This is a genomic window from Nonomuraea gerenzanensis (assembly GCF_020215645.1).
Classification (GTDB): Bacteria; Actinomycetota; Actinomycetes; order Streptosporangiales; family Streptosporangiaceae; genus Nonomuraea; species Nonomuraea gerenzanensis.
In genome coordinates this window covers 2,993,349-3,016,901 of record NZ_CP084058.1, presented here as the reverse complement: position 1 = coordinate 3,016,901, position 23,553 = coordinate 2,993,349, and the positions used below count along the sequence as shown (strand labels likewise).

The following is a 23,553-nucleotide window of genomic DNA, read 5'->3' as shown; positions in this document are numbered from 1 at the left end:
CCAGAAAGTTTACCAGGTATTTCACTCGTAAAATAATTAGAACCGCTGGAGGCTGGTGGCGGGGACCGGGACGGTGGACAGGCCCGGGGTGGGCCGGAAGGCGCGAGCCTCGGCGGAGGCGCGGCGAGCGGCGGCCCGGGAGTCGGCGAGCTGCGCGGAGCGCCACAGGTCTTCCTGGGCGTAGGAGGACGTGCCGATGGCGTCCACGGCGATCTGCCCGCTGATGCGGCTGATGTCGGAGGCGGCGACGAGATCGAGGCCGACGCGCTGCATGATGGCCAGGGACATGCGGGCGGCGGGCACGCCCCCGCCGTCGGGGGTCCGGGTCGGCAGAGGGCAGTGGAAGACGTCGGTGGAGCGGTGGTCGACGCGGCCGATGTTCTCGGCCGCGATCCAGCTCAGCTCCTGGGAGATCGCGGCGGCCTCGGCACGCAGCCACCGCAGCTCCTCCAGGTCGGCGGGCGAGATCCACACGCGGGCGTGCACGGCGGCGAAGTGCGGGCTGCGGGCCAGGGCGGCGAAGCCGGGGTCGGACCAGATGGACAGGCAGTCGTTCCAGCCCAGGTCGACCGCGGCCCGGAAGTGCTCGATCCCGCCCGGCACGTCCCCCAGCCTGCCGTGGAGGTCGGCGAGCATGGCGTGGATCATCGCCAGACCCCAGCGCGGCCCCCGCCGCCACGCCTCGGGCAGCAGCGCCGTCAACGCCTGCCGCCCGCGCACCAGGTCCCCGTAGACGATCGGCTGGCAAGCGGCGTACAACTCGTTGAACCCGACTTCCATCCCTGCCCCTATCCACTCGAAAGCCACGATTACGATCTTTGAATAGCACGGCGCCGCAATGAGGAGGAGAGCCGCTGAGCACCTCGTACGATCTTCTGATCACCGGCGGCCTTCTGGTCGACGGCACCGGCGCCCCGCCCCGGCCCGCCGACGTCGCCGTGCGGTCGGGCCGCGTCGCCGAGGTCGGCGCGCCGCCCGCCACCGCCGCCCAGGTCATCGACGCCACGGGCCTCCTCGTCACCCCCGGCCTCATCGACCTGCACTCCCACGCCGACTTCACCGTCCTGGCCGCCCCCACCGCCGAGGCGTGCCTGCACCAGGGCGTGACCACGCTCGCCACGGGCAACTGCGGCCTGTCCCCCTTCCCCGGCCCGAGCGGCAGCCCGTGGCCCGGCCTCGCCGCGTTCGCCGCCGCCGTGGACGCCGCGCGTCCCGCCGTCAACCTCGCCCCGCTGGTCGGCCACGGCGCGTTGCGGGCCGCCGTGCTCGGCCAGGAGCGCCGCGCCCCGAGTGGGGAGAAGCTGGGCCGCATGCGCGGCCTGCTCGCCACGGCGGCGGAGCAGGGCGCGTTCGGCATGTCCACCGGCCTGATCTACGCGCCCGGCTCGTTCGCTGCCGCCGACGAGATCGAGGCGCTGTCCGCCGAGCTGGCCGGGCGCGGCCTGCTGTACGCGACCCACCTGCGCGACGAGGGTGACCGGCTGCTCGAAGCCGGGGTCCGCCCAGGCCGCACGCTGCGCGCCACAGCCCCCGGCTAGGGAAAGCCCTAGGACACCTCCCGTGGCGTCCCTGTCACCCACGGTGGGAACGTGCCGGGTAATCGAGCGCGGTAGCGATGTCCGCGCGGACGACCGGAACGGGTGGACGAAGATGACCGAGCCCACGAGCGGGGTCGCGAAGCAGGAGCTCGACGACTTCCTGCGCACGGCTGACAGACTCACACTCGACGACAGGAGACTCCTGGTCCAGCAGGCGCTGGTGCTCATCGAGCAGAACTACGTGCATCTGCCGCTGAAGGCCGCGATGCACGCGGTGAACCCGGTGCAGCGGCTCCGGCTGCTCGCCGTGCGCCTGAGCAGGCAGACCCCGCAGACCATGGGCCCGGAATGGCGCTTCCACGCGGAGCTGTCCGAGATCTTCCACTCGGTACGCGACCTGCACACGAACTACCTGCTGCCCCAGCCGTTCTCCGGCAGGATCGCCTTCCTCCCGTACGTCATCGAGGAGCACTACGACGGCGACCAGCGGCACTACGTCATCACCAGGACGATGCAGGGCTTCTCCGCCCCCGGCTTCGGCCCCGGCGTCGAGGTGACGCACTGGAACGGCATCCCGATCGACCGGGCCGTGGACATCAACGCGAGCAGGTTCGCGGGCAGCAACCCGGCGGCCAGGCACGCCCGCGGCCTGCAGTCGATGACGATCAGGCCGCTGCGCGTGCACGTGCCGCCGGACGAGTCGTGGGTGGTGCTCACCTACGTCGGCCAGGACGGGATCCGCCGCGAGCTGAGCGAGACCTGGCGCGTCGGCGAGAACCTGCCGCCGTTCGTGAACGCCGACGAGGTGTCCGTCGCCGCCATGGCGCAGGGCCTCGACCTGGGCGCCGACGAGATCAGCCGGGCACTCAAGCTGCTGTACGTGCCGCAGGCCGTCACCCCGCTGGAGAGCCTGGGCGGCGCCGCCGAGCTGACGGCCGAGCCCGCCGCTCCCGGCGCGGACCTCGTCACGTCCATGCCCGGCTTCTTCCGTGCCAGGAGCGTCGTCACGCCGTCGGGCACGTTCGGCCACATCCGGGTGTTCAGCTTCAGCGTCAACGACCCGGACGCGTTCGTCCAGGAGTTCGTCCGGCTCATCGGGCTGCTGCCGCAGAACGGGCTCATCCTGGACGTCCGGGGCAACGGCGGCGGGCACATCTTCGCCAGCGAGTTCCTGCTGCAGACGATGACGCCGCGCCCGATCGTGCCGGAGCCGACGCAGTTCATCACCACGAACCTCAACCTGCGGATCTGCCGCCAGCACCAGGAGAACCCGACCGGTCAGATCGACCTCGGCCCCTGGTGCCCGTCGATGGAGCAGGCGCTGGAGACGGGCGCCGTGTTCTCCGCCGCGTTCCCCATCACGCCGCCCGGCGGCGCGAACGCGCTCGGCCAGCAGTACTTCGGCCCGGTCGTGCTGATCACCAACGCGCTCTGCTACTCCGCGACCGACATCTTCGCCGGCGGCTTCCAGGACCACAAGATCGGCAAGATTCTCGGCACGGACGACAACACGGGCGCGGGCGGCGCCAACGTGTGGACGCACGACCTGCTCAAGGCCCTGCTCGAACTGCCCTCGCCCGCCCCCGAGACCCCCTACAAGCCGCTGCCCGGCGGGGCGGGCCTGCGGGTGTCGATCCGGCGCACGCTGCGGGTGCACGACCTGGCCGGCACGCCCGTCGAGGACCTCGGGGTGGTGCCCGACTTCCAGCACCGGATGACCCGCAGGGACGTGCTCCAGGACAACGAGGACCTGATGGCGCGGGCCGGCGAGATCCTGTCCGGGCAGCCGGTGCGGCGGCTCGACGTGCAGGTGTCGGCCGCCCAGGTGACGCTCACGACCGCGCTGGTGGACCGGGCCGACGTCTACCTGGACGGCAGGCCGGTGGCGTCGGTGGACGTGACGCAGCAGGTCACGACCGTGCCGGCGCCGGGGGCCGGGTCGGCGCACGTGGTCCGGGTGGAGGGGTTCCAGGGCGGGGAGCTGGTCGCCGCCCGGACGATCTTGCAGACCTGACCACCACGGTGGCCCGCGGGGCCTCGCGTACCGGTGCGCGGGGCTCCGCGCCGTTGCTGTAGGGTGATCGCAATTCGAACAGCGCTTCCCAGAAGTAACGCCGCAGAGCGGAAGCGCACATCCCGGGCGACGGGGTGCAGAAGAGGGCGGCACGGTTCTTTTGCCGTCTCTTCTTTCGGAGGCACCTCATGCACGTCGGCCTCGGCCTGCCCGTCACCGACCCCGAGTCCCTGCTCGACTGGGCCACCCGCGCCGAAGCGGGCCCCTTCACCACTCTGGGCCTGCTCGACCGGCTCGTCTACGACAATCCCGAGCCGCTGGTCACTCTCGGCGTCCTCGCCGGCGCCACCACCAGGATCCGGCTCCAGACCGAAGTCCTGCTGCCGCCGCTGCGCGCGACCGCGCTGCTCGCCAAGCAGGCCGCGACCCTCGACCGGCTCAGCGGCGGCCGGTTCGTCCTGGGCGTCGGCATCGGCGGGCGCGCGGACGACCACGCCGCCGCCGGCACCGACCTGCGGACCCGGGGGCGCCGCATGGACGAGCAGCTCGCCGCGATGCGGCGGCTGTGGTCCGGCGAGCCGTACGGGCCCGGCGCCGGTCCCATCGGCCCCGCTCCCGCCCGGCCCGGCGGGCCCGAGGTGCTCGTCGGTGGCTTCAAGCCGCGTGCGCTCGACCGGGTGGCCCGCTGGGGCGACGGCTTCCTCGCCGCCGCTCCGCCCTCGTGGGCGGGCGGGCTGTTCGACACCGTGCGCACGGCCTGGAAGGAGCACGGGCGCGCGGGCGCGCCGCGGATCGTCGCCCAGGTCTCGGTGGCCGTCGGTCCCGAGCGGGTGGTCGAGGAGGCCAAGGCGGCGATGGGCGCCTACTACGCCTCGTCCGGGGTCGCGGAGTACATGGTGTCCGGGATGCGCACCACCCCTGGGGCGATCAGGGACGCCATCGCCGAGTTCGGGGAGCTGGGGGCGGACGAGGTGATGCTCTACTGCTTCGGGCGCGATCCCGAGCAGGTCGATCGCCTCGCCGGCCTCCTCTGATCTCGGCTAGTACTCCAGTGACATTTCGCGATCATGGCTCGGATCTGCGCTGGTAGTGGCAGCGTCGGGCGGTGGCTTGGTGTCGGCGGCGCCAGTCTGACCAGCGCAGGACATGGGTGATCGAGCGGTGCCAGGTCAGCACGAGTACGGCGAGCAGCCGGCGGATCTCGGGCAGTGTCAGCGGGATGCGGTCCTGGTCACTGGGTGGCTGGGCGGCGGCGACGGCCACCAGCAGGGCCAGCGCGAGCATGGCCAAGGTGATGTGCCGGTGCCAGGCCGTCCAGCCGCGTACCTGGTAATGGTCCAGCCCGATCTGGCCCTTGGCGGCTTGGAAGGATTCCTCGACCGCCCATCGGCTCCCGGCGATCTTTACCAGGGCCATCAGGGGTTGCCGGGTGGGTGCGTAGCAGCGGTAGAACGCCAGCTCGCCGGTGGCCAGGTTGCGTCGGATCAGCAGCCACCGATATCCGTGGGCGTCGCTTTCGTCGATCCGTGCCCAGGCCCAGGCGTACCAGCGGGGGCCCTTGACGCCTTGACCGGCGCGGTAGCGGTGCCAGTGCTGATCGGACACTCGCGTGGCGACCTCGGCCGCGCTCACCTGGGCGCCCTCGAGTTCGACCCGCCGGTTGCCCGCGATCGCCAGCACGTACCCCAGCCGGCGCTCCTCCAGGGCGGCGCGCAGGCGCGGGTCTTGGCCGTAGACCTCATCGCCGGTTACCCAGTGGGCGGGCACGCCGGCCTCGAGGGCGGCCAGCACCATGGCCGTGGCCAGGGCGGGCTTGGTGGCGAAGGCGATCTCGTCCGGGACACCTGCCGCGAGGCAGCGGCCGGGGTCGGCCAGCCAGGTGTGCTCGGGCAGGTAGAGCCGCCGGTCCAGCAGCGCGCGTCCCGCCGGGGTGGCGTAGGCGAGGAACACGCCGATCTGGCAGTTTTCGATCCGGCCCGCGGTGCCGCTGTATTGCCGCTGCACCCCAGCCGAACCGACACCCTTCTTGACGAACCCGGTCTCGTCCACGATCAGCACGCCGTCGGGTCCGAGCCGGTCGACGGTGAAATCGCGGACGTCGTCGCGCACCGCGTCGGCGTCCCAGCGGGCGGTGCGCAGCAGCCGCTGCAGCGCCTGCGGCCCGGCCAGCCCGGCGTGTTCGGCCAGGTTCCAGCAGTTCTTGCGGTCGATGTCGGCCAGTAGCCCACGCACATAGGCGGTTGCCGCACGCCGCGGTTCGACGCGGCCGAACCGGCCGGCGATCCGAGCCATCAGCTCGTTGAAGATGACCATCCAGCTGTCAGGGTCTACGCTGTGGCTCGCGGCCACCGCACGATCTTTGGTTGTTCTCACAAACTCCGAATGATCACGCGGTGGCCGTCGCCATGTGACCCCAAGTCCTCAAGATCGCCAAGTGTCACTGGAGTACTAGGCGGGGTGCCGGCCTGACACGGCGGCGTCCGCCTCGGCGACGAGCGGGCTGGTGCGGTAAGGCTGCCAGCCCGCCCGGAGGCGGCGCAGCTCGTCGTGCACCCGGGCCGAGGCGATCAGCCGTACGTCGCCGCTGAGGCCCAGCGCGGTGACGGCGGCCTGCTCGGGGTCGCCGGCCCGCAGGTGGGCGTGCGCCGCCCGCAGCCCGATGAGCACCCGCGTGCGCAGCTCCACCGGCCGCCGCGCCCGCATGGACGCGGTGAAGTGGCGGGCGGCGGTGGCGTGGTCGCCGAGCTGGGTGAGGGTCAGCCCGATCTGGTGCTCCAGGGATTCGCGCCGGTAGTTGCCCAGCCACTCGGTCTCCGGCGGGGAGTCGGCGCGTTCGAGCTGGGTCTCGGTGCGGCGCAGCAGGTTCAGCGCGTCCCAGCGGGTGCCGGCCGCCGCGTGCGCCTCGGCGCGCATGCCGGTGATCCAGGCCAGCGTGCGCCGGGGGCCGTGCCCGCCGAGGGCCGAGGCGGCGGCGTCGGCCAGCGCGAGCGCCTCGCCGTCATGGCCCAGCTCGGCCGCCTGCACGGCCATGCTGCGTAACGCGGTGGCGCGCAGCAGCAGGTCGCCGGCCTCGTCCGCGAGCCGTACGGTGCTGATGTAGTAGCGCTGGGCCAGGGCGTTCGCGCCCGCGTCCATGGCCATGTACGCGGCCAGGTAGCTCAGCTCGGCCGCCGCCGCGAACAGGTCGGGGCGGGTGCGTCCGCTGGCCCGGCGCAGCAGCGGTGTCACCTCGCGCGACAGGTAGGCGGCGACCGCGGCGCGGGCGTGGCCGCCGCCGAACTGGTCGTCGAGGTCGGCGAAGGCGGCGGTGGCGCCGCGCAGGCGCACCACGTCCCCGGCGCCGGCGCGCAGGTCGCGTGCCTGACCGTGCGGGTTGCCACGCGTGGCGGCCAGGCCGGACAGCGCTGCCAGCGTGAACGTGCCCACCGTCAGCACCGTGCGGCGGTTGAGCAGGTCGTCCTCCCCCAGCGTGGCCAGCCGGGCGACCGGGTCGCCGCCCCAGGGGTCGTCGGCGGGCGCCGCGGCGGGGTCGGGGTCGGGCCAGCCGAGGTGCCGCGGTGCGAGGTCCGGCCGGCCGAGCCGCCGGCGGAACGCCTCCACCGCGGCGTGCACCGCCTCCGGCCTGGGAACGGTGCCCGTCAGCCAGTGGCCCACCGCCGAGCGGTCGTAGTGCAGCCGCTCGCCGCTCTCCGCGGCGACGGCGTTGACGTGCTGCGCGATGGCCGCGTGTGTCCAGCCGGTCTGCTCGATCAGCGCGGCCAGGGCCCGGTTCACGACCGGGCGGGTGCGCCGTGGCGGCATCTCAGGTTCACATCGCTTCACATCGCGGTGCCCTCGACGATGCGCCGTACGGGGAGCACCGTCAAGAGAACGGAGCGTGAGGCCGGCGGATGTCGGACGGATGTGTGCGGGCGGCGGATGTCGGCGGATGTCGGCGAATAGGGAGAGCGGGCTCCGAAGCGGGCGGACGAGAGGAAGACCGGATGGCAGGCATGGACGGGGCGGCGGCCGAGGTGGCCAACGCCGAACTGCTGACCGCGCTGGCGGGCAGGCCCCTGGTCGTCGTCGACCGGTACAGCAGCGCCCTGCGCACCGGCTACACCGGGCCGGCGCCCGTCGAGGCGCTGCGCCCCGCGCTGGGCATCGGCTGCTACGCGGCGTGGGAGCCGGCGTTGCCCGGCATGGTCGTCGCGGCGGAGGAGCACAGCGGCAGCCGTTCGGTGCCGGAGCGGCGCGGCTGGCTGCGGCGCGTACGCCACGACGCCGCCAGGCACCTGGTCAAGCTGGACCGCCCGCCCGTCATCGCCGCCTGCCACGCGAGCGCCCAGCTTGACGAGCTGGCGGGCCCGGGCGGCACGGTCGCGGCGATCGACGCGGGCGTGCGGGGCACGATCGAGGCCAGGCACCTGTTCGACGACCTGCTGCGGGCGGCCGGGGTCCCGGCGGTGGCGCGGATCCGCTGCGTCCCGGCCGAGCGGCTGCCGAGCCTGGCGGAGCTGCGGCGCGCGGTCGGCACCGAACGCGTGGTGGTGCAGGCGGGCGGCGCCTCCGGCGGGCGGGGCACCGTGATCGTGTCGGGCGACGACGACATGGCCAGGGTCGCCCGGCTGCTCGGCCCGTACCGGGTGGCCGCGTACGTGGACGGCTGGCCGTGCGCCGTCACCGTGCTCAGCGTCCCGGACGGCTCCGGCGGCGTCAGCGTGTACGTGGACCGGCCCGCGCACGAGACGACCGGCGTCACCGAGCTGGGCGTGGGCCCGCTGCGCAGCGCCGGCCACGACTGGTCGCGCCCGTGGCCGGTGCCGGCCGCCGCGCTGCTCATCGAGTGCGCCGAGCGCATCGCCGTCTGGGGCTGGCGCCGGTACGGCGTCGCGGGGCTGTTCAGCCTGCGTGGCCTGATCACACCGAGCGAGCGGGTCTACCTGTCGGCGATCAGGTGGGGTCACGACGCGAGCACCGAGGTCTCGGCGGTCAACCAGCAGGCCGTCGGGGTGCCGCCGTTCGTGCTGGCCCACCTGGTGGTGATGCTGGGCGGGCGGGTCGGCTGGCTCGCCGATCCGCAGGAGTTCAACCACGTCAGCCTGCTGCGCGCCACCCAGCGCGGCGGCCCCTTCTCCGTGCGGGTCCGGCTGCGCGGCACCTCCGCCGTACGGGTCGCGGGCGGCCAGGGGCCCGGCGTCTACCGGCTCGATCCCGACGACCGGCCGCGCTGGGTCCGCCGTGCCGCCCACCCGGCCGAGGCCCGGGCCGACCAGGGCGAGTTCCTGATCGCCGACCTGCCGGCCGCGGGCGTGGTGTGCCGTCCCGGCGCGGACCTCGCCACCGTCGAGGCCGTCACGGATGGTGCCACCCAGCCCTTCCACGGTCCGGCCAGCGCGTCACCGTTCACGCGCCGGGTGGCGGCGGCCGTCGAACGGCTCTGCGTCCCCGCGTGAGCCGCGACCGCCCCTTTCAGCGCAGGTCCGGCGCAGGTCCGGCGCAGGTCCGACGCAGGTCCGGCCCGCAGGTTCAGCGCAGGCCGATGGCGCTCTCCCAGAACCAGTTCCACCGGATCTCGTCACGGAAGCGAGCCGCCCCCGCCTCGTACAGCACCCCGATCGCCCCGTTGCCGAGAAGCGTCATGTCGGAGTAGCCCGCGTGGTCGCCGTCGATGCGCACCCCCGCGTTCCCGGTGCTGCCGTCGTAGTTGCGCCAGGTCGCGCCCTCGTCGAAGGAGGAGCGCACGTTCATGCCCACAGGGTTGTTGTTCGTCTTGGGGGTGGCGGGCGCCGACAGCAGGATGCGGGTGTACGGGCCGCCGTCCCAGCGCTGGCGGAGCAGAGCGGGGTGGGTCGGCGGGGCGGTGATGGCGCCGTCGGCGCGGAAGTCGCCGTCGAAGGTCAGGCCGCCGTCGCGGCTCACGCCGCGGGCCAGCCCGTGGACGGAGGTCTGGTCGTCGGGGACGGCGCCGTTGCGGGCGATCACGAGGACGCTGCCGTCGGTCCGCTCGACCAGCGTCTGCTCGCCCAGCTTGAGCGTCGCCTTGTCGTACGTGGCCGTCGCGCCGATCCGCCAGGTGACGCCGTGGTCGTCGCTGTAGACCAGCCGCACGCTCTGCCGGCTCCCCACGGCGAAGTAGACGGGCACGACCAGCCGGCCCGCGTGGCCGCCACGCGTGAGCTGGATGCCGTGCCCCGGGCCGGTCGCGAACCAGTCGCCCGCCCCGGCAGGGGCCTTGATCTCGGCGGACAGGTCGTCCGGCGCCGACCACGTACGCCCGTCGTCGTTGCTGACCTGCACCTTCGGGGTGCGGGGCGTGGTCTGGGTCGCGGTCGGCTCGGAGGTCGTGAACAGGAACACCGGTCCGGCCGAGTCGGCCACCACGGTCGCGTTCCCCTGCAGGGCCGCCCCCGCCGTGCTGGCCAGGACGGTCCTGCTCGCCTCCCAGGTGACGCCGTTGTCGGTGGAGCGGCGCATGACGACGTCGAACGCGCCGTGGTCGGCGCAGTTGTTCCTGTTGCGCCGCTCGGCGAAGGCGAGCAGCACGTTGTTCCCGGTTTTGACGACGGCCGGGAGCCGGTAGCAGGTGGTGACCGTCGCTCCGGTGGCCGGGTCGGTGCTGGTGTACTGCTTCCACAGGGTCTGCTTGTGCCACGTGTACGTGGGCGGCTGCGCCGCCGCGGCGGGCGAGGCGGTCACCGCCACGGCCACGACGGCGCCGATCGCGGCACCCAGCGTGCGTAACCTCCGCATGATTGCCTCCCTCTCGCGGTCATGATCTCCGCGCGGGACGCGATGATCAACCCTTGTGATCAGTAACCGACGGTGAAGCGTCGCTGAACATGCCGGGGCAGCTCGGCCTCGTCCACGACGGCCACGGCCAGGTCCTCGGCGGAGATGTCGCTGGTGCCGTCCGCGCGGACCAGGAGCTGGTCGCCGCCCACCCGGAACCGGCCGGTACGCTCGCCGGGCTCGACGCGGCCCGCCGACGGGCTCAGGTAGGTCCAGTTGCGGTTGGACAAGCGGTAGAGCGCCAGCGCCTCGCGGTGGGCCAGCACGACCTTGACGTACTCCACCGGGACGCCGAGGTGCTCGGGCAGCCCTTCCGCGAAGCCTTCGGTGTCCACCACCTGCAGCCCGGGGCTTACCTCCAGGCTGCCCGCCCCTCCCACGACGATCAGCCTGGCGGTGGGGTGCGACTCCAGCGCTTCGAGCAACGACCGGGCGGCGGCGGGCAGCACGTGGGCGTTGGCGATCGTGTCGGGGATGTCGCGGCCGGCGTTCAGCGCGTTCACGATCACGTCCTGACCGGCGATGGCGCTCGTCGCGCCGGACACGTCGAGGACGTCCGCGACCCGCCACCCGACCTGCCCCGGATCGGCGAGGATGCGGGAGGCGTCCCTGGTGAACGCGGTGACGTCATGCCCCCGCCGCACCGCCTCCGCGACGACGCGCGACCCGATGATCCCCGTGGCCCCGAACACTCCCATGCGCATGGCGCACTCCTCTTCCATACGGCGTTCATTTTCTGAACGGTGTGTAGTAGATGAACATAGCTTAGACACTGAACGCGGTAGGGTGTCAACGTGATCGAGGGGAGCAGGCGGGAGCGGCTCCGGGCGCAGACGGCCCGGGAGATCAAGGAGACCGCCATGGCGCTACTGGCGGAGGGCGGGCCGGGCGCGGTCACGCTGCGCGCCATCGGCCGCCGGATGGGCATGACGGCCGGGGCGCTCTACGGCTACTACGCCACCCGCGACGACCTGCTCACGGCGCTCATCGACGACGTGTACACCGGGCTGATGGACGAGATCGACCGGGCGTGCGGCGTCCTGCCCGCCGACGACGCCGCGGGACGGCTGATGGCGTGGGCGCAGACGTTCCGGGGGTGGGCCACCGCCAATCCCGAGGGGTTCCGGCTGGTCTACGGGGAGCCGGTCCCGGACTACCGGCCGCCGCCGGGCGGGCCCGCGCCGGAGGCCGAGCGGCGGGCCTGTGCGGGGCTCGTCTCGCTGGTGGCCGCCGCGTGGCCGTACGCGGCGGGGCGGCAGCGCGACGGCGGATACGACTGGGGGGACTTCGGGCCTGGGCTGGCCGATGAGGTGCGGGCGTCCCATCCGGAGTTGCCACCTGCTGCCGTGGCGGTGGCGCTGCGGGTGTGGGGGCGGATGCACGGGCTGGTGGCGCTGGAGGTGCACGGGCATCTGCGGGCGCAGGCGCGGCATCCGGAGAAGTTGTATCGCGAGGAGATTCTGGACCTCATCGCGTCGCTGGGGCTGGTCGTCGGCGAGTGAGCCGGGTGAGGCGGAGTGCGGTGGGTGCTGGGGACTCGCCGGGCCAGCGCTGACGCGTCGGGGGTGACGCGTCGGGGGCGACGCGTCAGGAATGGTGCGTCAGGGTTGGGCGAGGATGCGGGCAAGCGCTCGGAGGGTGTCCGGCGAGGTGCCCGGGGGTGGGGAGACGCGGAGGACGGGCTCGCGCAGGTGCAGGGGGGCGCGGGCCGTGGGGACGACGCCGACCAGCAGGGACGCCTGCGCGGCGCGGGCGGCGGCGCGTTCGGCTGTGTCGCCGGGTGGTGGGGTGAGGGTGATGAGGGCTGAGGGCTCGTCGAGCGGTTCCGCCACGCGCCAGCCTCCCGCCCCGTCGAGCAGGTCGCGCGCCGTGCGGCCCAGTTCCGCCAGGTGGGCGTGGACGGCGGCCGGGCCGAGCGCGTGGTGCTCCTGGACGGCGACGCCCAGGCCGACCCGGGCGGCGATGGCACCCTCCGAGCTCTCGTAACGCGCCGCCCCGTCCACGGGCACCGACCCGCCCCGCTCGGGCATCGCCTCGCCCCGCGCCGCATCGCCATCCTGAGGCCATGGCTCGTCCCACACGCCGGAGGTCGCCGAGCCGTTCCACAGGTGGCCGCTGAGGGACGGGGCCGGGGAGTCCATGGCCGGGGTCAGGCCGGGCACGATCAGGAAGCCGACGCCGCGGGGGCCCGCCAGCCACTTGCGGGAGGTGCCCACGTAGGCGGTGGCGCCCGTTCCGCGTACCTCGACGTGGCCCAGCGACTGGCAGACGTCCAGGACGAACGGCACCTCCGCCGCCCGGCACAGGGCGCCGATCTCCGCCGCTGGTTGCACGACGCCGTGGTGGGAGCCGATGTGCGAGACGACCACGAGGTCCAGCCCGGACGCCAGCCGGGCCCGTACACCGTCGGGGTCGATGCGGGCGTCGCCGTCCACGGGCAGCTCGACGAGCCGCCAGCCGCGTTGGGCGGCGAGGTGGCGCAGCAGCATCAGCGTGCTGCCGTACTCGGTGCGGGCACAGCCGATCCGGCTGCCGGCCGCGAGCCGCCAGCCGCCCAGCAGCGCCGCCGTCGCCGCCGTCCCGCTCTCCAGGAACGCCACCTGCTCCGCCCTCGCCGCCGCCCTTCCGGACGCGCCACCGCCCGGCCCGGCCATCCCGCCCCCGGGCCCGCCATCGTCTGGGGCGGCCGCGACCAAGGCGACCAGGGCGGCCAAGGCGGAGCGGGCGGCGGTGAGGTCGGGGACGGCGCCGTAGCCGCCGCGCTCGCGCTCCAGCCGCAGATGCGCCGTCATCACGTCGAGCACCCGGTCGCCCGGCACGTTGCAGCCGGCCGCGTCCAGATGCCCGGGCGGCACCACACGCCGCGCCGCCCGCCACAGCTTTGCCACGGACCGGGCGCCGGACGTCGCAGGCAAGTCTGCGGTGCCGGCCCCACATGACGTCGCAGGCAAGTCTGCGGTGCCGGCCCCACATGACGTCGCAGGCAAGTCTGCGGTGCCGGCCTCACATGTCGCACGCCGCTCTGCGGACCCGGCGCCGGGCATCGCGGGCGGTTTCACGCCTCGGCCAGAACCAGCGCGAAGTCACCCGCGGGATCGGTGTAATGGCGCCGCACCCCGAACCCGGCCGCCGCGAGCTCCGCCCGCAGCCCCTCCGCCCGGAACTTGGCGCTGATCTCGGTACGCATCTCCTCCCCCGCCTCGAACGACACCGCCAGCCCCAGCCCCCCGACCCGCACCCGCATGGCCCGCGAGGCCCGCAGCCGCATCTCGATCCAGTCGTGCCGCTCGTCGTACAGGGCCACGTGCTCGAACGCCTCGGGCTCGAAGTCGGCGTCCAGCTCCCGGTTGATCACGCGCAGCACGTTCCTGTTGAACTCGGCCGTCACCCCCGCCGTGTCGTCGTAAGCGGCCACCAGCCGCCCGGTGTCCTTCACCAGGTCGGCCCCCAGCAGGAACGTGTCGCCCACCCGCAGCGTGGCCCGCAGCTCCTTGAGGAACACCGCGCGGGCGGCCGGATCGAGGTTGCCGATGGTGCCGCCGAGGAAGGCCACCATCCGCCGCCCGTTGCGGGGCAGCAGCGCCAGGTGGCGTTCGAAGTCGGCGCACACGGCCCGTACGGCCAGCCCCGGGTAGCGGCCCGCCAGCCGGCGTGCCGCGGCCTCCAGGGTGACGGCGTCCACGTCCACGGGCGTGTAGCCGCGCAGGGTGCCGGCCGCCGAGAGCGCGTCCAGCAGCAGCACGGTCTTCTCGCTGGTGCCGGAGCCCAGCTCGACCAGCGTGTCCGCGCGGGAGACTGCCGCCAGGTCGGTGGCCTGCGCGCGCAGGATGGCCAGCTCGCGCCGGGTCGGGTAGTACTCGGGCAACCGGGTGATACGGGAGAACAACTCGCTGCCGGCGGCGTCGTAGAACCACTTGGGCGGCAGCCACTTGGGGGTGGACGTCAGGCCGGTGGTGACGTCGTGTTCGAGGGCCTGGCGCAGGTAGTCGCGGTCAAGATGGCTGATCACATGCACGGTGGACTGGGTGACGGGCACGAGGTCTCCTGGAGATGGGTTCACAAGGGCTGGACGGCGATGTCGTCGCGGGTGACGGTGAGCAGGCTGCGCTCGGGCACGGCCTGCCAGCCGGGCAGGTCGTCGAGCGGCTCGCTGGCCACCAGCACGCCGTCGTGGGTTCGGTGGTGGAAGAGGGTGTCGCCCCAGACGGTCGCGACGATGGTCGTGCCGTCGGCGGCGAGCAGGTTCAGGCGGGCGGCGGGGTCCTTCTCCCCCGCCCGTACGACGACCTCGGACAGCGCCTCGCCCAGGTCGGCGCCGGCGCGCCCGCGCTGGAACACGGCGGCGGCCACCCAGGCGGCGTCGCAGGTGCTCTCGGCGCCGTCGCAGAGGTCCCTGACAGCGTCGCGGACGACGCGGCCGTTGTGGCTGAGCAGCCAGGCCCCGTCGGTGAACGGCGCGGTGGCGCTCTCCTCGACCGGCATGCCCACGGTGGCCGAACGCACGGCCGCCAGCAGGCACGTCGAGCGGGCCGTGGCGGCGAGCCCCGGCAGGTTGGCGTCGGTCCAGATGGGCACGGAACGGCGGTAGCGCACCGGTTCATGGCGTCCGCTGACGTACCAGCCCATGCCGTACCCGTCGGCGTTGATCAGCCCGTGACGCTGGCGGCGCGGCGCGTACGACTGCTTGAGCAGGCCGTGCTCGGGCTCGTCGATGAGCGAGGCGAGCGGGCGCTCGGCGCCCAGCCAGGCGGCGTGCCTGCACACCTCAGACCAGCTCCGACCGGGCGCAGCGGAAGCCGGTGAAGATCTGCCTGCGGATCGGGTAGTCCCAGTTCCTGAACGTGGTGCGCACCGCCGCCGGGTCCGCCGCCCAGGAGCCGCCGCGCAGCACGCGGTACTCCTGCCCGAAGAACACCTCGCTGTACTCCTTGTACGGGAAACTCCGGAACCCCGGATACCCGTCGAACCAGGTGCCGGTCCACTCCCACACGTCGCCCACCATCTGCTCGGCCCCGTAGGCGCTGGCCCCCTCCGGGTAGGCGCCGAGCGGGGCGGGGTGGGAGGCGCGGTGGCCGAGGTTCGCCAGGGCGGGGGTCGGGTCGGCCTCGCCCCACGGGTAGCGCCTGGACCGGCGCGCCTGCGGGTCCCAGCCGCACGCCTTCTCCCACTCGGCCTCGGTGGGCAGCCGCTTGCCCGCCCAGCGGGCGTAGGCGTCGGCCTCGTACCAGCTGACGTGCTGCACGGGCTCGTCCATGGGGACGGGCTCGACGCGGCCGAAGCGGTCGCGGTGCCAGGCGCCGCCGTCCCTGGTCCAGAACAGCGGGGCGGTGATGCCGCGCCGCTGCCGCCACTGCCAGCCCTCGGGCGTCCACCAGCGCGGGTCGTCGTACCCGCCGTCCTCGATGAACGCCAGGTACGCGCGGTTGCCGACCGGGAGCCGGTCGATCCAGTAGCCCGGCAGGTCCACCCAGGTCGCCGGGCGCTCGTTGTCGTAGGCCCACGGCAGCGTGTCGGTGCCCATCAGGAACGGCCCCGCCGGGACGTGCACCTCCTCGGGCCCCTCGGCGCGGCCCGGCGGCAGGTCGCCGTCGCGCACCAGGCCCGGCTGGCCGGAGAGCTGCAACGTGGCCAGCATGGTCTCGTCGTGCTGGTGCTCGTGCTGGATCACCAGGCCGAACACGAAACCGTCGCGGTGCAGCGGGGACGGGCCCTCCAGGTCGATCCGGTCGAGCACGTCGAGGACGCGGCCGCGTACGCCCTCGATGTAGCCGCGCGCCTCGGTGGGGCGCAGGAACGGCAGGGTGGGGCGGTCCTTGCGGGGGGTCTTGAAGGCGTCGTAGATGTCGTCGATCTCGGGGCGGAGCGGGGTGATGCCTGCCGCGGCTCGCAGGACCCACAGCTCCTCGTAGTTGCCGACGTGCGCGAGGTCCCAGACGAGGGGGGACATGAGGGGGGAGTGCTGGCGGACGAGGAGGTCGTCCTCGGCTTCGGTGTAGGTGAGTGAGCGGTCGCGCACCGCTTGGAGCTCCTTGGCGATGCGTTCCTTGATGTCCGTCATGCGTGTCCTTGCTGTGCGTGATCGTCGGCTGCGTGGTCGTCAGATGCGTGGTCGTCAGATGCGCGGCCGTCGGCTGCGTGCTTGTCGGCTGCGCGGCTGTCGGGTGCGTGGTCGTCGGGTCGGTGGTGGTCTGGGGTGGCATCCAGCCAGGCCGGGGCGGGGTGCCGTGGTGCCGGGTCCACCAGATCGGCCGCCGGCGAGCGGCCGGTGCTCACATGCCGGTCCGCGAACGCGGCCACGGCCCCGGCCAGGGCGGCGTCCGCGCCGAGTCGCGGCAGCGCCTCCAGCGCGGCGCGGAAGCACGCCTCGGCGGCGCTCCTGAGCCGCGGGTCCGCCAGCCCGCACCGCGCGGCCCTATCCCATTCCTCCCGGTACGGGGCGGCGCCTCCCTTCTGGTACGGGGCGGCGCGCCCCTCCTGGGGCAGGGCAGTGCGGCGGGACTCGACGGCGGCCATCGCGACGTCGGCGGCACGGTCGTCGGTGATGAGGGCATGCGTCACCGCCACGCACACCGCCCACGTCTCCGGATGCTGCGCGTCCAGGTACCGGATCTCCAGCCACCCCCTGGGCCGGACCGGCGGGAAGACGGTGGTGGCGTGGTAGGTGAGATCCTCCAGGGTGGGCCGTGCCGCGCGGCTCCCGCCCTCCAGCCAGTCACGGAACGTCGAGCCGTCTCGTACCGGCCGGTAGTGCTCCTCGTCCTCCCGGATGAGCATCAGCCGGGAGTCCAGCAGGTACTCCGTCCAGTCGGCGACGGGGTCGCCCGTGACCGGCACCGGCCGGGTCCTGCTGGGGTCGAGGTTGTTCCAGACGTCCTGGCGGCCCGACATCCACCCGTACGGCCTGCCGCCGCTCAGCGGGGAGTTGGCGAAGGCGGCGAGCAGCACGGGCCCGAGCGCGTGCGCCCGCTCCCAGCGGACGCCGGGCTGCCGCCCGAAGTCCAGGTTGACCTGGATCGACGCGGTGGAGCACATCATCAGCGGCCCGTACGGCGCCCCCAGGAACTCCGCCATCGCCTCATACCGGGGCGAGCCGAGCTGGCGGCACGGCGGGCGCACCGGGTCGAGCCCGACCCCGCCCAGCGCCAGCCCGGCGGCGCGCAGGCCGTCGCGCACGGCGGCCACGTCAGCGGTCAGGCGGGCCACCGTGTCGGGCAGCGCGCCCGCGGGCCCTGACAGCTCCAGCTGCCCGCCCGGCTCGAACGTCACCCGGCTGCCACCCGGCAGCCGCGCGGGCAGCGCCTCGCGGGTCCGCTCCATCGGGACGTGCCTGCCCGGGTCCGTCCGGTCGAAGACGAGGAACTCCAGCTCGACGCCCACCCGGTCAGCGGCGGGGCGGAAGCACCGGCGCGCGTAGCCCGCCACCTCCGTGACGTCGCGCAGCGGCGTGCTCTCGGCGGTAACCCCGATCATCGTCTCCCTCTCGCCGGCCCCGCAGGACGTGCTGATGCGCACGGGACTACAGACCCGGGAGGCGCTCGATCGTTACAGACGAATTTCCGCGTAACGGACGGGGCCCGGAGGGGACTGTGTGACATGGAGGAGGGTTCACTGGGCTGCGCCGAGGTGCTCGCGCTGGTCACGGACTACCTGGAGGAGGCGCTTCCCCGGGGGCGGCACGGGGCCGTGGCCGGCCACCTGGACGCGTGCCCGGGCTGCTCGGCGTGGCTGACGCAGCTGATGGCGACGATCGCGGCCCTGGGCTGCCTGCGCGACGGGGTCTTCTCGGCGCCGGTGCTGGCCGCGTTGCGGGAGAGCTTCGCAGGACGGGGCGGCGTTCAGGAGAAGGGCGGGTGGTGCCAGGGGGACGGCGGTGCGGCTCGCGGGGGTGCTGCGGGTGGCGGTGGTGGCGCTCGTCCGGACGTTACGGGTGGCGGAGGTGCTACGGGTGGCGGAGGTGCTACGGGTGGCGGTGGTGGCGCTCGCGGAAAGCGGACATGAGCCGGTCGCGTACGGGTGCCGACAGCTTCTCCGGCGGCTGGTCACCGAGCACCTTGATGGTGGCGCGGAACTGCTCGAGGTAGCGCCCGCACCCCTCGCAGCAGGACAGGTGTGCCCGCATGCCGTCGCGGGACGGCTGGTCGAGGGCGTCCTCCAGGTAGGCGGTGAGATGTTCCGCCAGCTCGTCGCAGGTGAACCGCTTCACGACGTTGACCGCCCTCGTCTCTGGGATGAACCGTTTCACTCATTGTCGCCGTTGTGCGGCCCCGATGGGCCGCGTGAAGTCATTCAGGCTGTTTGACGGACTCGTAGTAGTCCGCCAGCCAGCCGCGTACCGCGGTGCGGGCGCGGTGCAGCAGCACCCGCTGGTTGGCCGCGGAGATCTCCAGGATCTCGCAGACCTCGTCGGAGGAGCATCCCTCCACGTCGCGCAGGGTGATCACGACCCGCTGCCGGGGTGGCAGGCGGCCGAGCGCCTCGGCGATCAGCACCCGCACCTCCGCCGCCAGCGCCTCGCCCTCGGGCGTCGGCCAGGCCGCGACCCCGTCGAACCGGCCGCCCCGCCCCTCGCCGAACTCCGTGAACGGGCCGCCGTCGCGCTCGAACGTGCTCCACGGCAGCGTGCGGCTCTCCCGTACGCCGCGCTTCTTCGCGGTGTTGACCAGGATGCGGAAGACCCACGTCTTGACCGAGGCGCGCGCCTCGAAGGCGTCGATCCCGTCGATCACCGCCAGCCAGGTGTCCTGCACGACCTCCTCCGCGGAGTGGTCGGTGGACACGTAGGACCTGGCGACCCGGAGCATGCCCCTGGACCAGGTGTCGAGCAGTGCCGCGAACATCGCCTCGTCGCCGGCGCGCAGGGCCCCGACGACGATGTCATCCGGGGGCAGCCCACCGCCCTCGAAAGACCCCACGATCGCTCCCCCTCCGGTCGAACGCTGGGACGTCACACCTCGACGAGCCGGACTCGAGCCCGGCACCGCTCAGGCTAATCTCCCCCACTGACGTTTTCCCGGGTCCACCGGGTGTAGCCCTGCCTGGCCCGGATTCGCGGCGGGCACGGCCTTGCGGGCGCGGACGTGGAGGTCGCGGGCGGGCTGGCGCGCTCGGGCGAAGGCCCGTTCGGTACGCCGGAGCGGTGGTCTTCCGTGGCGCGCGGGTGCTACTAGTGTGGCGGCCGTGTGACCCAGCGTGGCGACACCCGTCCGGAAGCATGCGGGGCGAGATGCGGATGCCCGCGGGGCGAGATGCGGATGCCCCGCGGGCACGACCCGGATGCGGACTTACCGCTCCCCCGCCGGCTCCTGCACCGGCTCCGGCAGCTCGTCCCCGCTCCCGGCCGCCTCGGCGCGCAGGCGGTCGCGGCGGTTGGCGAGCAGGCTCGTCACCGTGACGATGACCAGGACCGACACGATGACCCCGAGCGAGGCCGGCGTGGGGATCTCCGGCACCCACGCCCAGACGCCGTGCGCCCAGTGCAGGATGAGCTTGACCCCGATGAACGCGAGGATGACGCTGAGCCCGTGGTTGAGGTGGCGGAGCTTGGTCAGCACGCCCTGGAGGACGAAGTACAGCGCCCGCAGCCCCAGCAGCGCGAAGGCGTTGGTGGCGAAGACGAGGAACGGGTCCTCGGTCACCCCGTACACGGCCGGTACGGAGTCCACGGCGAAGACGATGTCCGTGGCCAGGATCGCGACGGCGGCCAGCGCCAGCGGCGTGAGCGCGAGCCGGCCGCGTTCACGCACGACGAGCCGGGAGCCGCGGTAGTCGTCGGTCACCGGGACGAAGCGGCGCACCAGCCGGACGGTCCGCATGGAGGAGACGTCCACCTCCTGCTCGCCCCCGCTCAGCACATCCTTGACGATCTTCCCTGCGGTCACGATGAGGATCGCGCCGAACAGCAGGAACGCCCAGGTGCCGCTCTGCAGCGCCGCCGCGCCGAGCCAGATGAAGATCACCCGCAGGACGAGCGCCCCGACGATGCCGTACAGCAGCACCTGCCTGGCCAGCGCGGACGGCACCGCGAAGGCCGCGAGCAGCAGCATGAACACGAACAGGTTGTCCACCGACAGCGACTTCTCCACCACGAACCCGGTGAAGAACTCCACCGCCACGCCGCCCCCGTACCCGGCCCACAGGTAGACGCCGAAGAGCACGGGCAGCAGCAGGTAGAACACCGACCAGCCGATCGACTCGCGCATGCTCTCCTCGCGCGGCCGACGGGTGATCAGCAGGTCCACCAGCAGGAGCAGCAACAGGGCCGCGACCGTGATGGTCCACAGTGTGGGTGAAGCGATGGTGCGCAGCTCTACGGCATGCGAAAATGTCCCCGCGGACATGGGAATACCTCCCTCGAACAGGTCAACCGTTCGAGGTCTCCTTCACCCAACGGGTGGCCGTCCGGGGACGCGCGGGACGTCCGTACTGACCGGGCCGACTCTTGTGAAGTACTCCCCTCGCGGGTTCAGAGTAGATCAAAGGGGGACATCCCTCCACCCCGAAGCTTCTTCCACCCCCCGCTTGACGAGACAATTGAACGAAATTTTAAATTCGGTCATGGGACGCATCGCTGGAGTCACCGCCGCGGAGACGCGCGAACGGCTGCTGCTCGCCGCCGCCGAGGTCTTCGCCGAGCGCGGGTACGACGGCACGCGCGTGGCGGACATCGCCGCGGCCGCGGGGGTGAGCAACGGCGCCCTGTACGCGCACTTCGGCTCGAAGGCCGACCTGCTCGTGGCCGCCCTGCGCGCGCACGGCAGGCACCAGCTCGCGAGCCTGTTCGTGACCGACCCCGACCGGTCGGCCACGGAGCTGCTGCTGGCCATCGGGCGCACGCTGACCCGCCGCCGCGACCCTCTCGGATACCTCATCGTCGAGGCGCTGGTCGCGGCGCGCAGGGACGAGGACGTGGCCGGGCCGATGCGCGACTACGTCGGCGAGCGGGCCACCTGGATCGCCGAGCTCGTCCGGGTCGCGCAGGGCGACGCCGAGCTGGACCCCGGGCTGTCGCCGGACGCGGTGGCGCACTTCTGCCTGCTGCTCGGGATGGGCAGCGCGCTGATCACGCCGGACCTGCACGAGGTCGGGGACGAGGAGTGGGCGGCGCTGCTGTCCCGGATCGTCACCGCCCTGGCCCCCCGGCACGACGACCGCGACGACTAGCCGGGGGTCTGACACCGGACCGCGGGGAAGACAATCGGTTGCGGAACTTCCCGGCCCTGGAAATCACTGTCGTGGTGGTGTTCGCTGACGGCGACGTTCCTCCGCAGAGGGAGAAAGCCATGACCGCCACGCCGCACCCGCTCGACCCGCTGACGCCAGGCGAGATCGCGGCCACCAGGGCCGTGCTGGCCGCCGCCGGGCTGGTGAAGGACACGACCAGGTTCGCCTACACCGGGCTGGCGGAGCCGCCCAAGGACGCGCTGCTCACCTACTCGCCCGGCGTCCGGCTCGAACGCAAGGTCCGGGTCCTGCTGCTCGACACCGCGGGGGCGGCGCCCCGCGACGTGGTCGTCTCGCTCACCCGGGGGACCGTCGAGAGCGACCGCACGCTGGATCCCGCGGTCGACGGCCAGCCGCCCGTGCTGGACGCGGAGTTCGGCGTCGTGGAGGAGGTGCTGGCCACCGACGAGCGGTGGCTGGCCGCGCTCAAGAGCCGGGGGCTGGACGTCGCCAAGGTCAGGGTGGCCCCGCTGTCCGCCGGCGTGTACGCCGAGGAGTATCCGGGCGAGGCGGGCCGCCGCATCCTGCGCGGGCTCGCCTTCGTGCAGGAGCACGAGAAGGACCACGCCTGGGCGCACCCCGTGGACGGCCTCGTCGCCTACGTGGACGTGCTGAACCGCACGGTGGACCAGGTGATCGACTCGGGCCCGGTGCCGATCCCGTCGGTCTCGGGCAACTTCGACGACGCCGCCGTCACGGGGCCCGCGCGCACCACGCAGCGGCCCATCGAGCTCACCCAGCCGGAGGGGCCCAGCTTCACCCTCGACGGCAACCTGCTGCGCTGGGAGAACTGGTCGCTGCGGATCGGCTTCGACGTGCGCGAGGGGCTCGTCCTGCACCAGGTCGCCTTCCACGACAGGGACGCGGGCCGCGAGCGCCCGATCGTGCACCGGGCCTCGATCGCCGAGATGGTGGTGCCCTACGCCGACCCCTCCCCGATCCGTTCCTGGCAGAACTACTTCGACGTCGGCGAGTACCTCCTCGGCCAGTACGCCAACGCCCTCGAACGGGGCTGCGACTGCGTCGGCGAGATCACCTACCTCGACGCCGTCATCGCCGACGAGCACGGCGCCGCGCGGACCCTGCCGAACGCGATCTGCCTGCACGAGGAGGACCACGGCATCCTGTGGAAGCACACGGACCTGTGGACCGGCTCCGCGGAGGTGCGCCGCCAGCGCCGCCTGGTGCTGTCGTTCTTCGCCACGGTCGGCAACTACGACTACGGCTTCTACTGGTACCTCTACCTCGACGGCGCCATCGCGTTCGAGGCCAAGGCGACCGGCGTGCTGTTCACCTCCGCCCACCCGCAGGGCGAGTCCGCGTACGCGACGGAGGTCGCGCCTGGGCTGGCCGCGCCCTACCACCAGCACCTGTTCTGCGCCCGCCTGGACATGGCGGTGGACGGGCCGGTCAACCGGGTGGAGGAGGTCGAGCTGGCCAGGCTGCCGATGGGGCCGGGCAACGAGCGCGGCAACGCCTTCACCTACCGGCGCACCCCGCTGCTGAGGGAGAGCCAGGCCCAGCGCCTGGCCGACACCTCCGTCCAGCGCGCCTGGCACATCACCAACCCGGCCTCGCACAACGCGATGGGCCGGCCGGTCGCCTACGCGCTGCTGCCCGAGGGCAAGCCGGTGCTGCTGGCCGATCCCGGGTCCTCCATCGCGGCGCGGGCCGCGTTCGCGACCAGGCACCTGTGGGTCACCGCCTACGACCCGGACGAGCGTTACCCGGCCGGTTTCCTGGTCAACCAGCACCCGGGCGGTGCGGGCCTGCCCGCCTTCGCCGCCGCCGACCGCGACCTCGACGGCCGCTCGCTCGTCGTCTGGCACGTCTTCGGGCTCACCCACCTGCCCCGGCCGGAGGACTGGCCCGTCATGCCGGTGGACCGCACCGGTTTCACGCTGAAGCCCGTCGGTTTCTTCGACCGCAATCCGACCCTGGACGTCCCGGGGCACCACGGGCACGGCGCCTGACCGATTTCCCCGGCCGGAGCGGCCCGGTTCTTTTCGG

The 23,553-nt window shown here is 73.2% G+C and carries 21 protein-coding genes; 8 read left to right on the top strand and 13 right to left on the bottom strand.

Annotated elements, in window-relative coordinates:
- Positions 1 to 36 precede the first annotated feature (36 nt).
- Positions 37 to 780, bottom strand: coding sequence for a hypothetical protein (locus tag LCN96_RS14370; protein ID WP_225273113.1), 744 nt, complete (start codon positions 778 to 780; stop codon positions 37 to 39).
- A gap of 158 nt (positions 781 to 938) precedes the next feature.
- On the opposite strand from LCN96_RS14370, the gene LCN96_RS14365 reads away from it, so the two are divergent.
- The 3 genes from LCN96_RS14365 (at position 939) to LCN96_RS14355 (ending at position 4,586) form a co-directional block, all read left to right on the top strand.
- The gene (locus LCN96_RS14365) at positions 939 to 1,538 is read left to right on the top strand and encodes an amidohydrolase family protein (RefSeq protein WP_225273112.1); all 600 of its coding nucleotides are present in this window, start codon (positions 939 to 941) and stop codon (positions 1,536 to 1,538) included.
- A 112-nt stretch (positions 1,539 to 1,650) separates the two neighbouring features.
- Positions 1,651 to 3,552: a S41 family peptidase gene (locus tag LCN96_RS14360; protein ID WP_225273111.1), complete on the top strand. Its 1,902-nt coding sequence runs from the start codon at positions 1,651 to 1,653 to the stop codon at positions 3,550 to 3,552.
- A gap of 188 nt (positions 3,553 to 3,740) precedes the next feature.
- A complete protein-coding gene (locus tag LCN96_RS14355) occupies positions 3,741 to 4,586 on the top strand; it encodes an LLM class flavin-dependent oxidoreductase (protein WP_225273110.1) in 846 nt (281 codons plus the stop codon).
- A 31-nt stretch (positions 4,587 to 4,617) separates the two neighbouring features.
- Here LCN96_RS14355 and LCN96_RS14350 read toward each other — a convergent pair whose 3' ends face one another.
- The gene (locus LCN96_RS14350; protein WP_225275962.1) at positions 4,618 to 5,844 is read right to left on the bottom strand and encodes an IS701 family transposase; all 1,227 of its coding nucleotides are present in this window, start codon (positions 5,842 to 5,844) and stop codon (positions 4,618 to 4,620) included.
- A gap of 156 nt (positions 5,845 to 6,000) precedes the next feature.
- Positions 6,001 to 7,353, bottom strand: a complete 1,353-nt coding sequence (locus tag LCN96_RS14345) for a hypothetical protein (protein WP_225273109.1) — start codon at positions 7,351 to 7,353, stop codon at positions 6,001 to 6,003.
- A gap of 182 nt (positions 7,354 to 7,535) precedes the next feature.
- Between LCN96_RS14345 and LCN96_RS14340 the strand changes: the two genes are divergently transcribed.
- The gene (locus LCN96_RS14340; RefSeq protein WP_225273108.1) at positions 7,536 to 8,987 is read left to right on the top strand and encodes a hypothetical protein; all 1,452 of its coding nucleotides are present in this window, start codon (positions 7,536 to 7,538) and stop codon (positions 8,985 to 8,987) included.
- 73 nt (positions 8,988 to 9,060) lie between these two features.
- Here the strand turns inward: LCN96_RS14340 and LCN96_RS14335 are convergent, their stop codons facing one another.
- Positions 9,061 to 10,284: a sialidase family protein gene (locus LCN96_RS14335; protein WP_225273107.1), complete on the bottom strand. Its 1,224-nt coding sequence runs from the start codon at positions 10,282 to 10,284 to the stop codon at positions 9,061 to 9,063.
- A 59-nt stretch (positions 10,285 to 10,343) separates the two neighbouring features.
- A complete protein-coding gene (locus LCN96_RS14330) occupies positions 10,344 to 11,027 on the bottom strand; it encodes an NAD(P)-dependent oxidoreductase (protein ID WP_225273106.1) in 684 nt (227 codons plus the stop codon).
- Between the two features lie 90 nt (positions 11,028 to 11,117).
- On the opposite strand from LCN96_RS14330, the gene LCN96_RS14325 reads away from it, so the two are divergent.
- A complete protein-coding gene (locus LCN96_RS14325) occupies positions 11,118 to 11,825 on the top strand; it encodes a TetR/AcrR family transcriptional regulator (RefSeq protein WP_225273105.1) in 708 nt (235 codons plus the stop codon).
- 99 nt (positions 11,826 to 11,924) lie between these two features.
- Here LCN96_RS14325 and LCN96_RS14320 read toward each other — a convergent pair whose 3' ends face one another.
- From LCN96_RS14320 to egtA, 5 genes are all read right to left on the bottom strand, one after another.
- Positions 11,925 to 13,211 (bottom strand): aminotransferase class V-fold PLP-dependent enzyme, encoded by a 1,287-nt coding sequence (locus tag LCN96_RS14320; RefSeq protein ID WP_225273104.1) that lies wholly within the window; start codon positions 13,209 to 13,211, stop codon positions 11,925 to 11,927.
- A 167-nt stretch (positions 13,212 to 13,378) separates the two neighbouring features.
- Positions 13,379 to 14,359 carry an L-histidine N(alpha)-methyltransferase gene (egtD, locus tag LCN96_RS14315; RefSeq protein WP_225273103.1) on the bottom strand — a complete coding sequence of 327 codons (981 nt, stop codon included), beginning with the start codon at positions 14,357 to 14,359 and terminating at the stop codon, positions 13,379 to 13,381.
- A gap of 20 nt (positions 14,360 to 14,379) precedes the next feature.
- Positions 14,380 to 15,087 carry an ergothioneine biosynthesis protein EgtC gene (egtC, locus tag LCN96_RS14310; RefSeq protein WP_225273102.1) on the bottom strand — a complete coding sequence of 236 codons (708 nt, stop codon included), beginning with the start codon at positions 15,085 to 15,087 and terminating at the stop codon, positions 14,380 to 14,382.
- Between the two features lies 1 nt (position 15,088).
- Complete coding sequence (gene egtB, locus LCN96_RS14305) at positions 15,089 to 16,381, bottom strand: ergothioneine biosynthesis protein EgtB (RefSeq protein ID WP_225273101.1); 1,293 nt, start codon at positions 16,379 to 16,381, stop codon at positions 15,089 to 15,091.
- Complete coding sequence (egtA, locus tag LCN96_RS14300; RefSeq protein ID WP_225273100.1) at positions 16,378 to 17,793, bottom strand: ergothioneine biosynthesis glutamate--cysteine ligase EgtA; 1,416 nt, start codon at positions 17,791 to 17,793, stop codon at positions 16,378 to 16,380. Before egtA ends, egtB begins: the two co-directional genes overlap by 4 nt.
- A gap of 123 nt (positions 17,794 to 17,916) precedes the next feature.
- On the opposite strand from egtA, the gene LCN96_RS57385 reads away from it, so the two are divergent.
- Positions 17,917 to 18,321, top strand: a complete 405-nt coding sequence (locus tag LCN96_RS57385; RefSeq protein ID WP_225273099.1) for a zf-HC2 domain-containing protein — start codon at positions 17,917 to 17,919, stop codon at positions 18,319 to 18,321.
- Here LCN96_RS57385 and LCN96_RS14290 read toward each other — a convergent pair.
- The 3 genes from LCN96_RS14290 to LCN96_RS14280 all read right to left on the bottom strand — a co-directional run bounded on the left by LCN96_RS14290 (position 18,281) and on the right by LCN96_RS14280 (position 20,660).
- Entirely contained in the window at positions 18,281 to 18,526 is a 246-nt protein-coding gene (locus tag LCN96_RS14290; protein WP_225273098.1) for an anti-sigma factor family protein, read from the bottom strand. The genes LCN96_RS57385 and LCN96_RS14290 overlap by 41 nt on opposite strands.
- A 79-nt stretch (positions 18,527 to 18,605) precedes the next feature.
- Positions 18,606 to 19,235, bottom strand: coding sequence for an RNA polymerase sigma factor (locus tag LCN96_RS14285; protein WP_225273097.1), 630 nt, complete (start codon positions 19,233 to 19,235; stop codon positions 18,606 to 18,608).
- Between the two features lie 369 nt (positions 19,236 to 19,604).
- Positions 19,605 to 20,660 (bottom strand): TerC/Alx family metal homeostasis membrane protein, encoded by a 1,056-nt coding sequence (locus tag LCN96_RS14280; RefSeq protein ID WP_225273096.1) that lies wholly within the window; start codon positions 20,658 to 20,660, stop codon positions 19,605 to 19,607.
- A gap of 217 nt (positions 20,661 to 20,877) precedes the next feature.
- On the opposite strand from LCN96_RS14280, the gene LCN96_RS14275 reads away from it, so the two are divergent.
- Positions 20,878 to 21,483 carry a TetR/AcrR family transcriptional regulator gene (locus LCN96_RS14275; protein ID WP_225273095.1) on the top strand — a complete coding sequence of 202 codons (606 nt, stop codon included), beginning with the start codon at positions 20,878 to 20,880 and terminating at the stop codon, positions 21,481 to 21,483.
- A 119-nt stretch (positions 21,484 to 21,602) separates the two neighbouring features.
- Positions 21,603 to 23,516, top strand: a complete 1,914-nt coding sequence (locus tag LCN96_RS14270) for a primary-amine oxidase (protein WP_225273094.1) — start codon at positions 21,603 to 21,605, stop codon at positions 23,514 to 23,516.
- Positions 23,517 to 23,553 lie beyond the last annotated feature (37 nt).

Bases quoted from the DNA above. Each gene is read 5' to 3' on its own strand.
- LCN96_RS14370 (WP_225273113.1), bottom strand. From the start codon at position 780: ATGGAAGTCGGGTTCAACGAGTTGTACGCCGCTTGCCAGCCGATCGTC.
- LCN96_RS14360 (WP_225273111.1), top strand. From the start codon at position 1,651: ATGACCGAGCCCACGAGCGGGGTCGCGAAGCAGGAGCTCGACGACTTC.
- LCN96_RS14355 (WP_225273110.1), top strand. From the start codon at position 3,741: ATGCACGTCGGCCTCGGCCTGCCCGTCACCGACCCCGAGTCCCTGCTC.
- LCN96_RS14350 (WP_225275962.1), bottom strand. From the start codon at position 5,844: ATGGCTCGGATCGCCGGCCGGTTCGGCCGCGTCGAACCGCGGCGTGCG.
- LCN96_RS14345 (WP_225273109.1), bottom strand. From the start codon at position 7,353: ATGCCGCCACGGCGCACCCGCCCGGTCGTGAACCGGGCCCTGGCCGCG.
- LCN96_RS14340 (WP_225273108.1), top strand. From the start codon at position 7,536: ATGGCAGGCATGGACGGGGCGGCGGCCGAGGTGGCCAACGCCGAACTG.
- LCN96_RS14335 (WP_225273107.1), bottom strand. From the start codon at position 10,284: ATGCGGAGGTTACGCACGCTGGGTGCCGCGATCGGCGCCGTCGTGGCC.
- LCN96_RS14330 (WP_225273106.1), bottom strand. From the start codon at position 11,027: ATGCGCATGGGAGTGTTCGGGGCCACGGGGATCATCGGGTCGCGCGTC.
- egtB (WP_225273101.1), bottom strand. From the start codon at position 16,381: ATGACGGACATCAAGGAACGCATCGCCAAGGAGCTCCAAGCGGTGCGC.
- egtA (WP_225273100.1), bottom strand. From the start codon at position 17,793: ATGATCGGGGTTACCGCCGAGAGCACGCCGCTGCGCGACGTCACGGAG.
- LCN96_RS57385 (WP_225273099.1), top strand. From the start codon at position 17,917: ATGGAGGAGGGTTCACTGGGCTGCGCCGAGGTGCTCGCGCTGGTCACG.
- LCN96_RS14280 (WP_225273096.1), bottom strand. From the start codon at position 20,660: ATGTCCGCGGGGACATTTTCGCATGCCGTAGAGCTGCGCACCATCGCT.
- LCN96_RS14275 (WP_225273095.1), top strand. From the start codon at position 20,878: ATGGGACGCATCGCTGGAGTCACCGCCGCGGAGACGCGCGAACGGCTG.
- LCN96_RS14270 (WP_225273094.1), top strand. From the start codon at position 21,603: ATGACCGCCACGCCGCACCCGCTCGACCCGCTGACGCCAGGCGAGATC.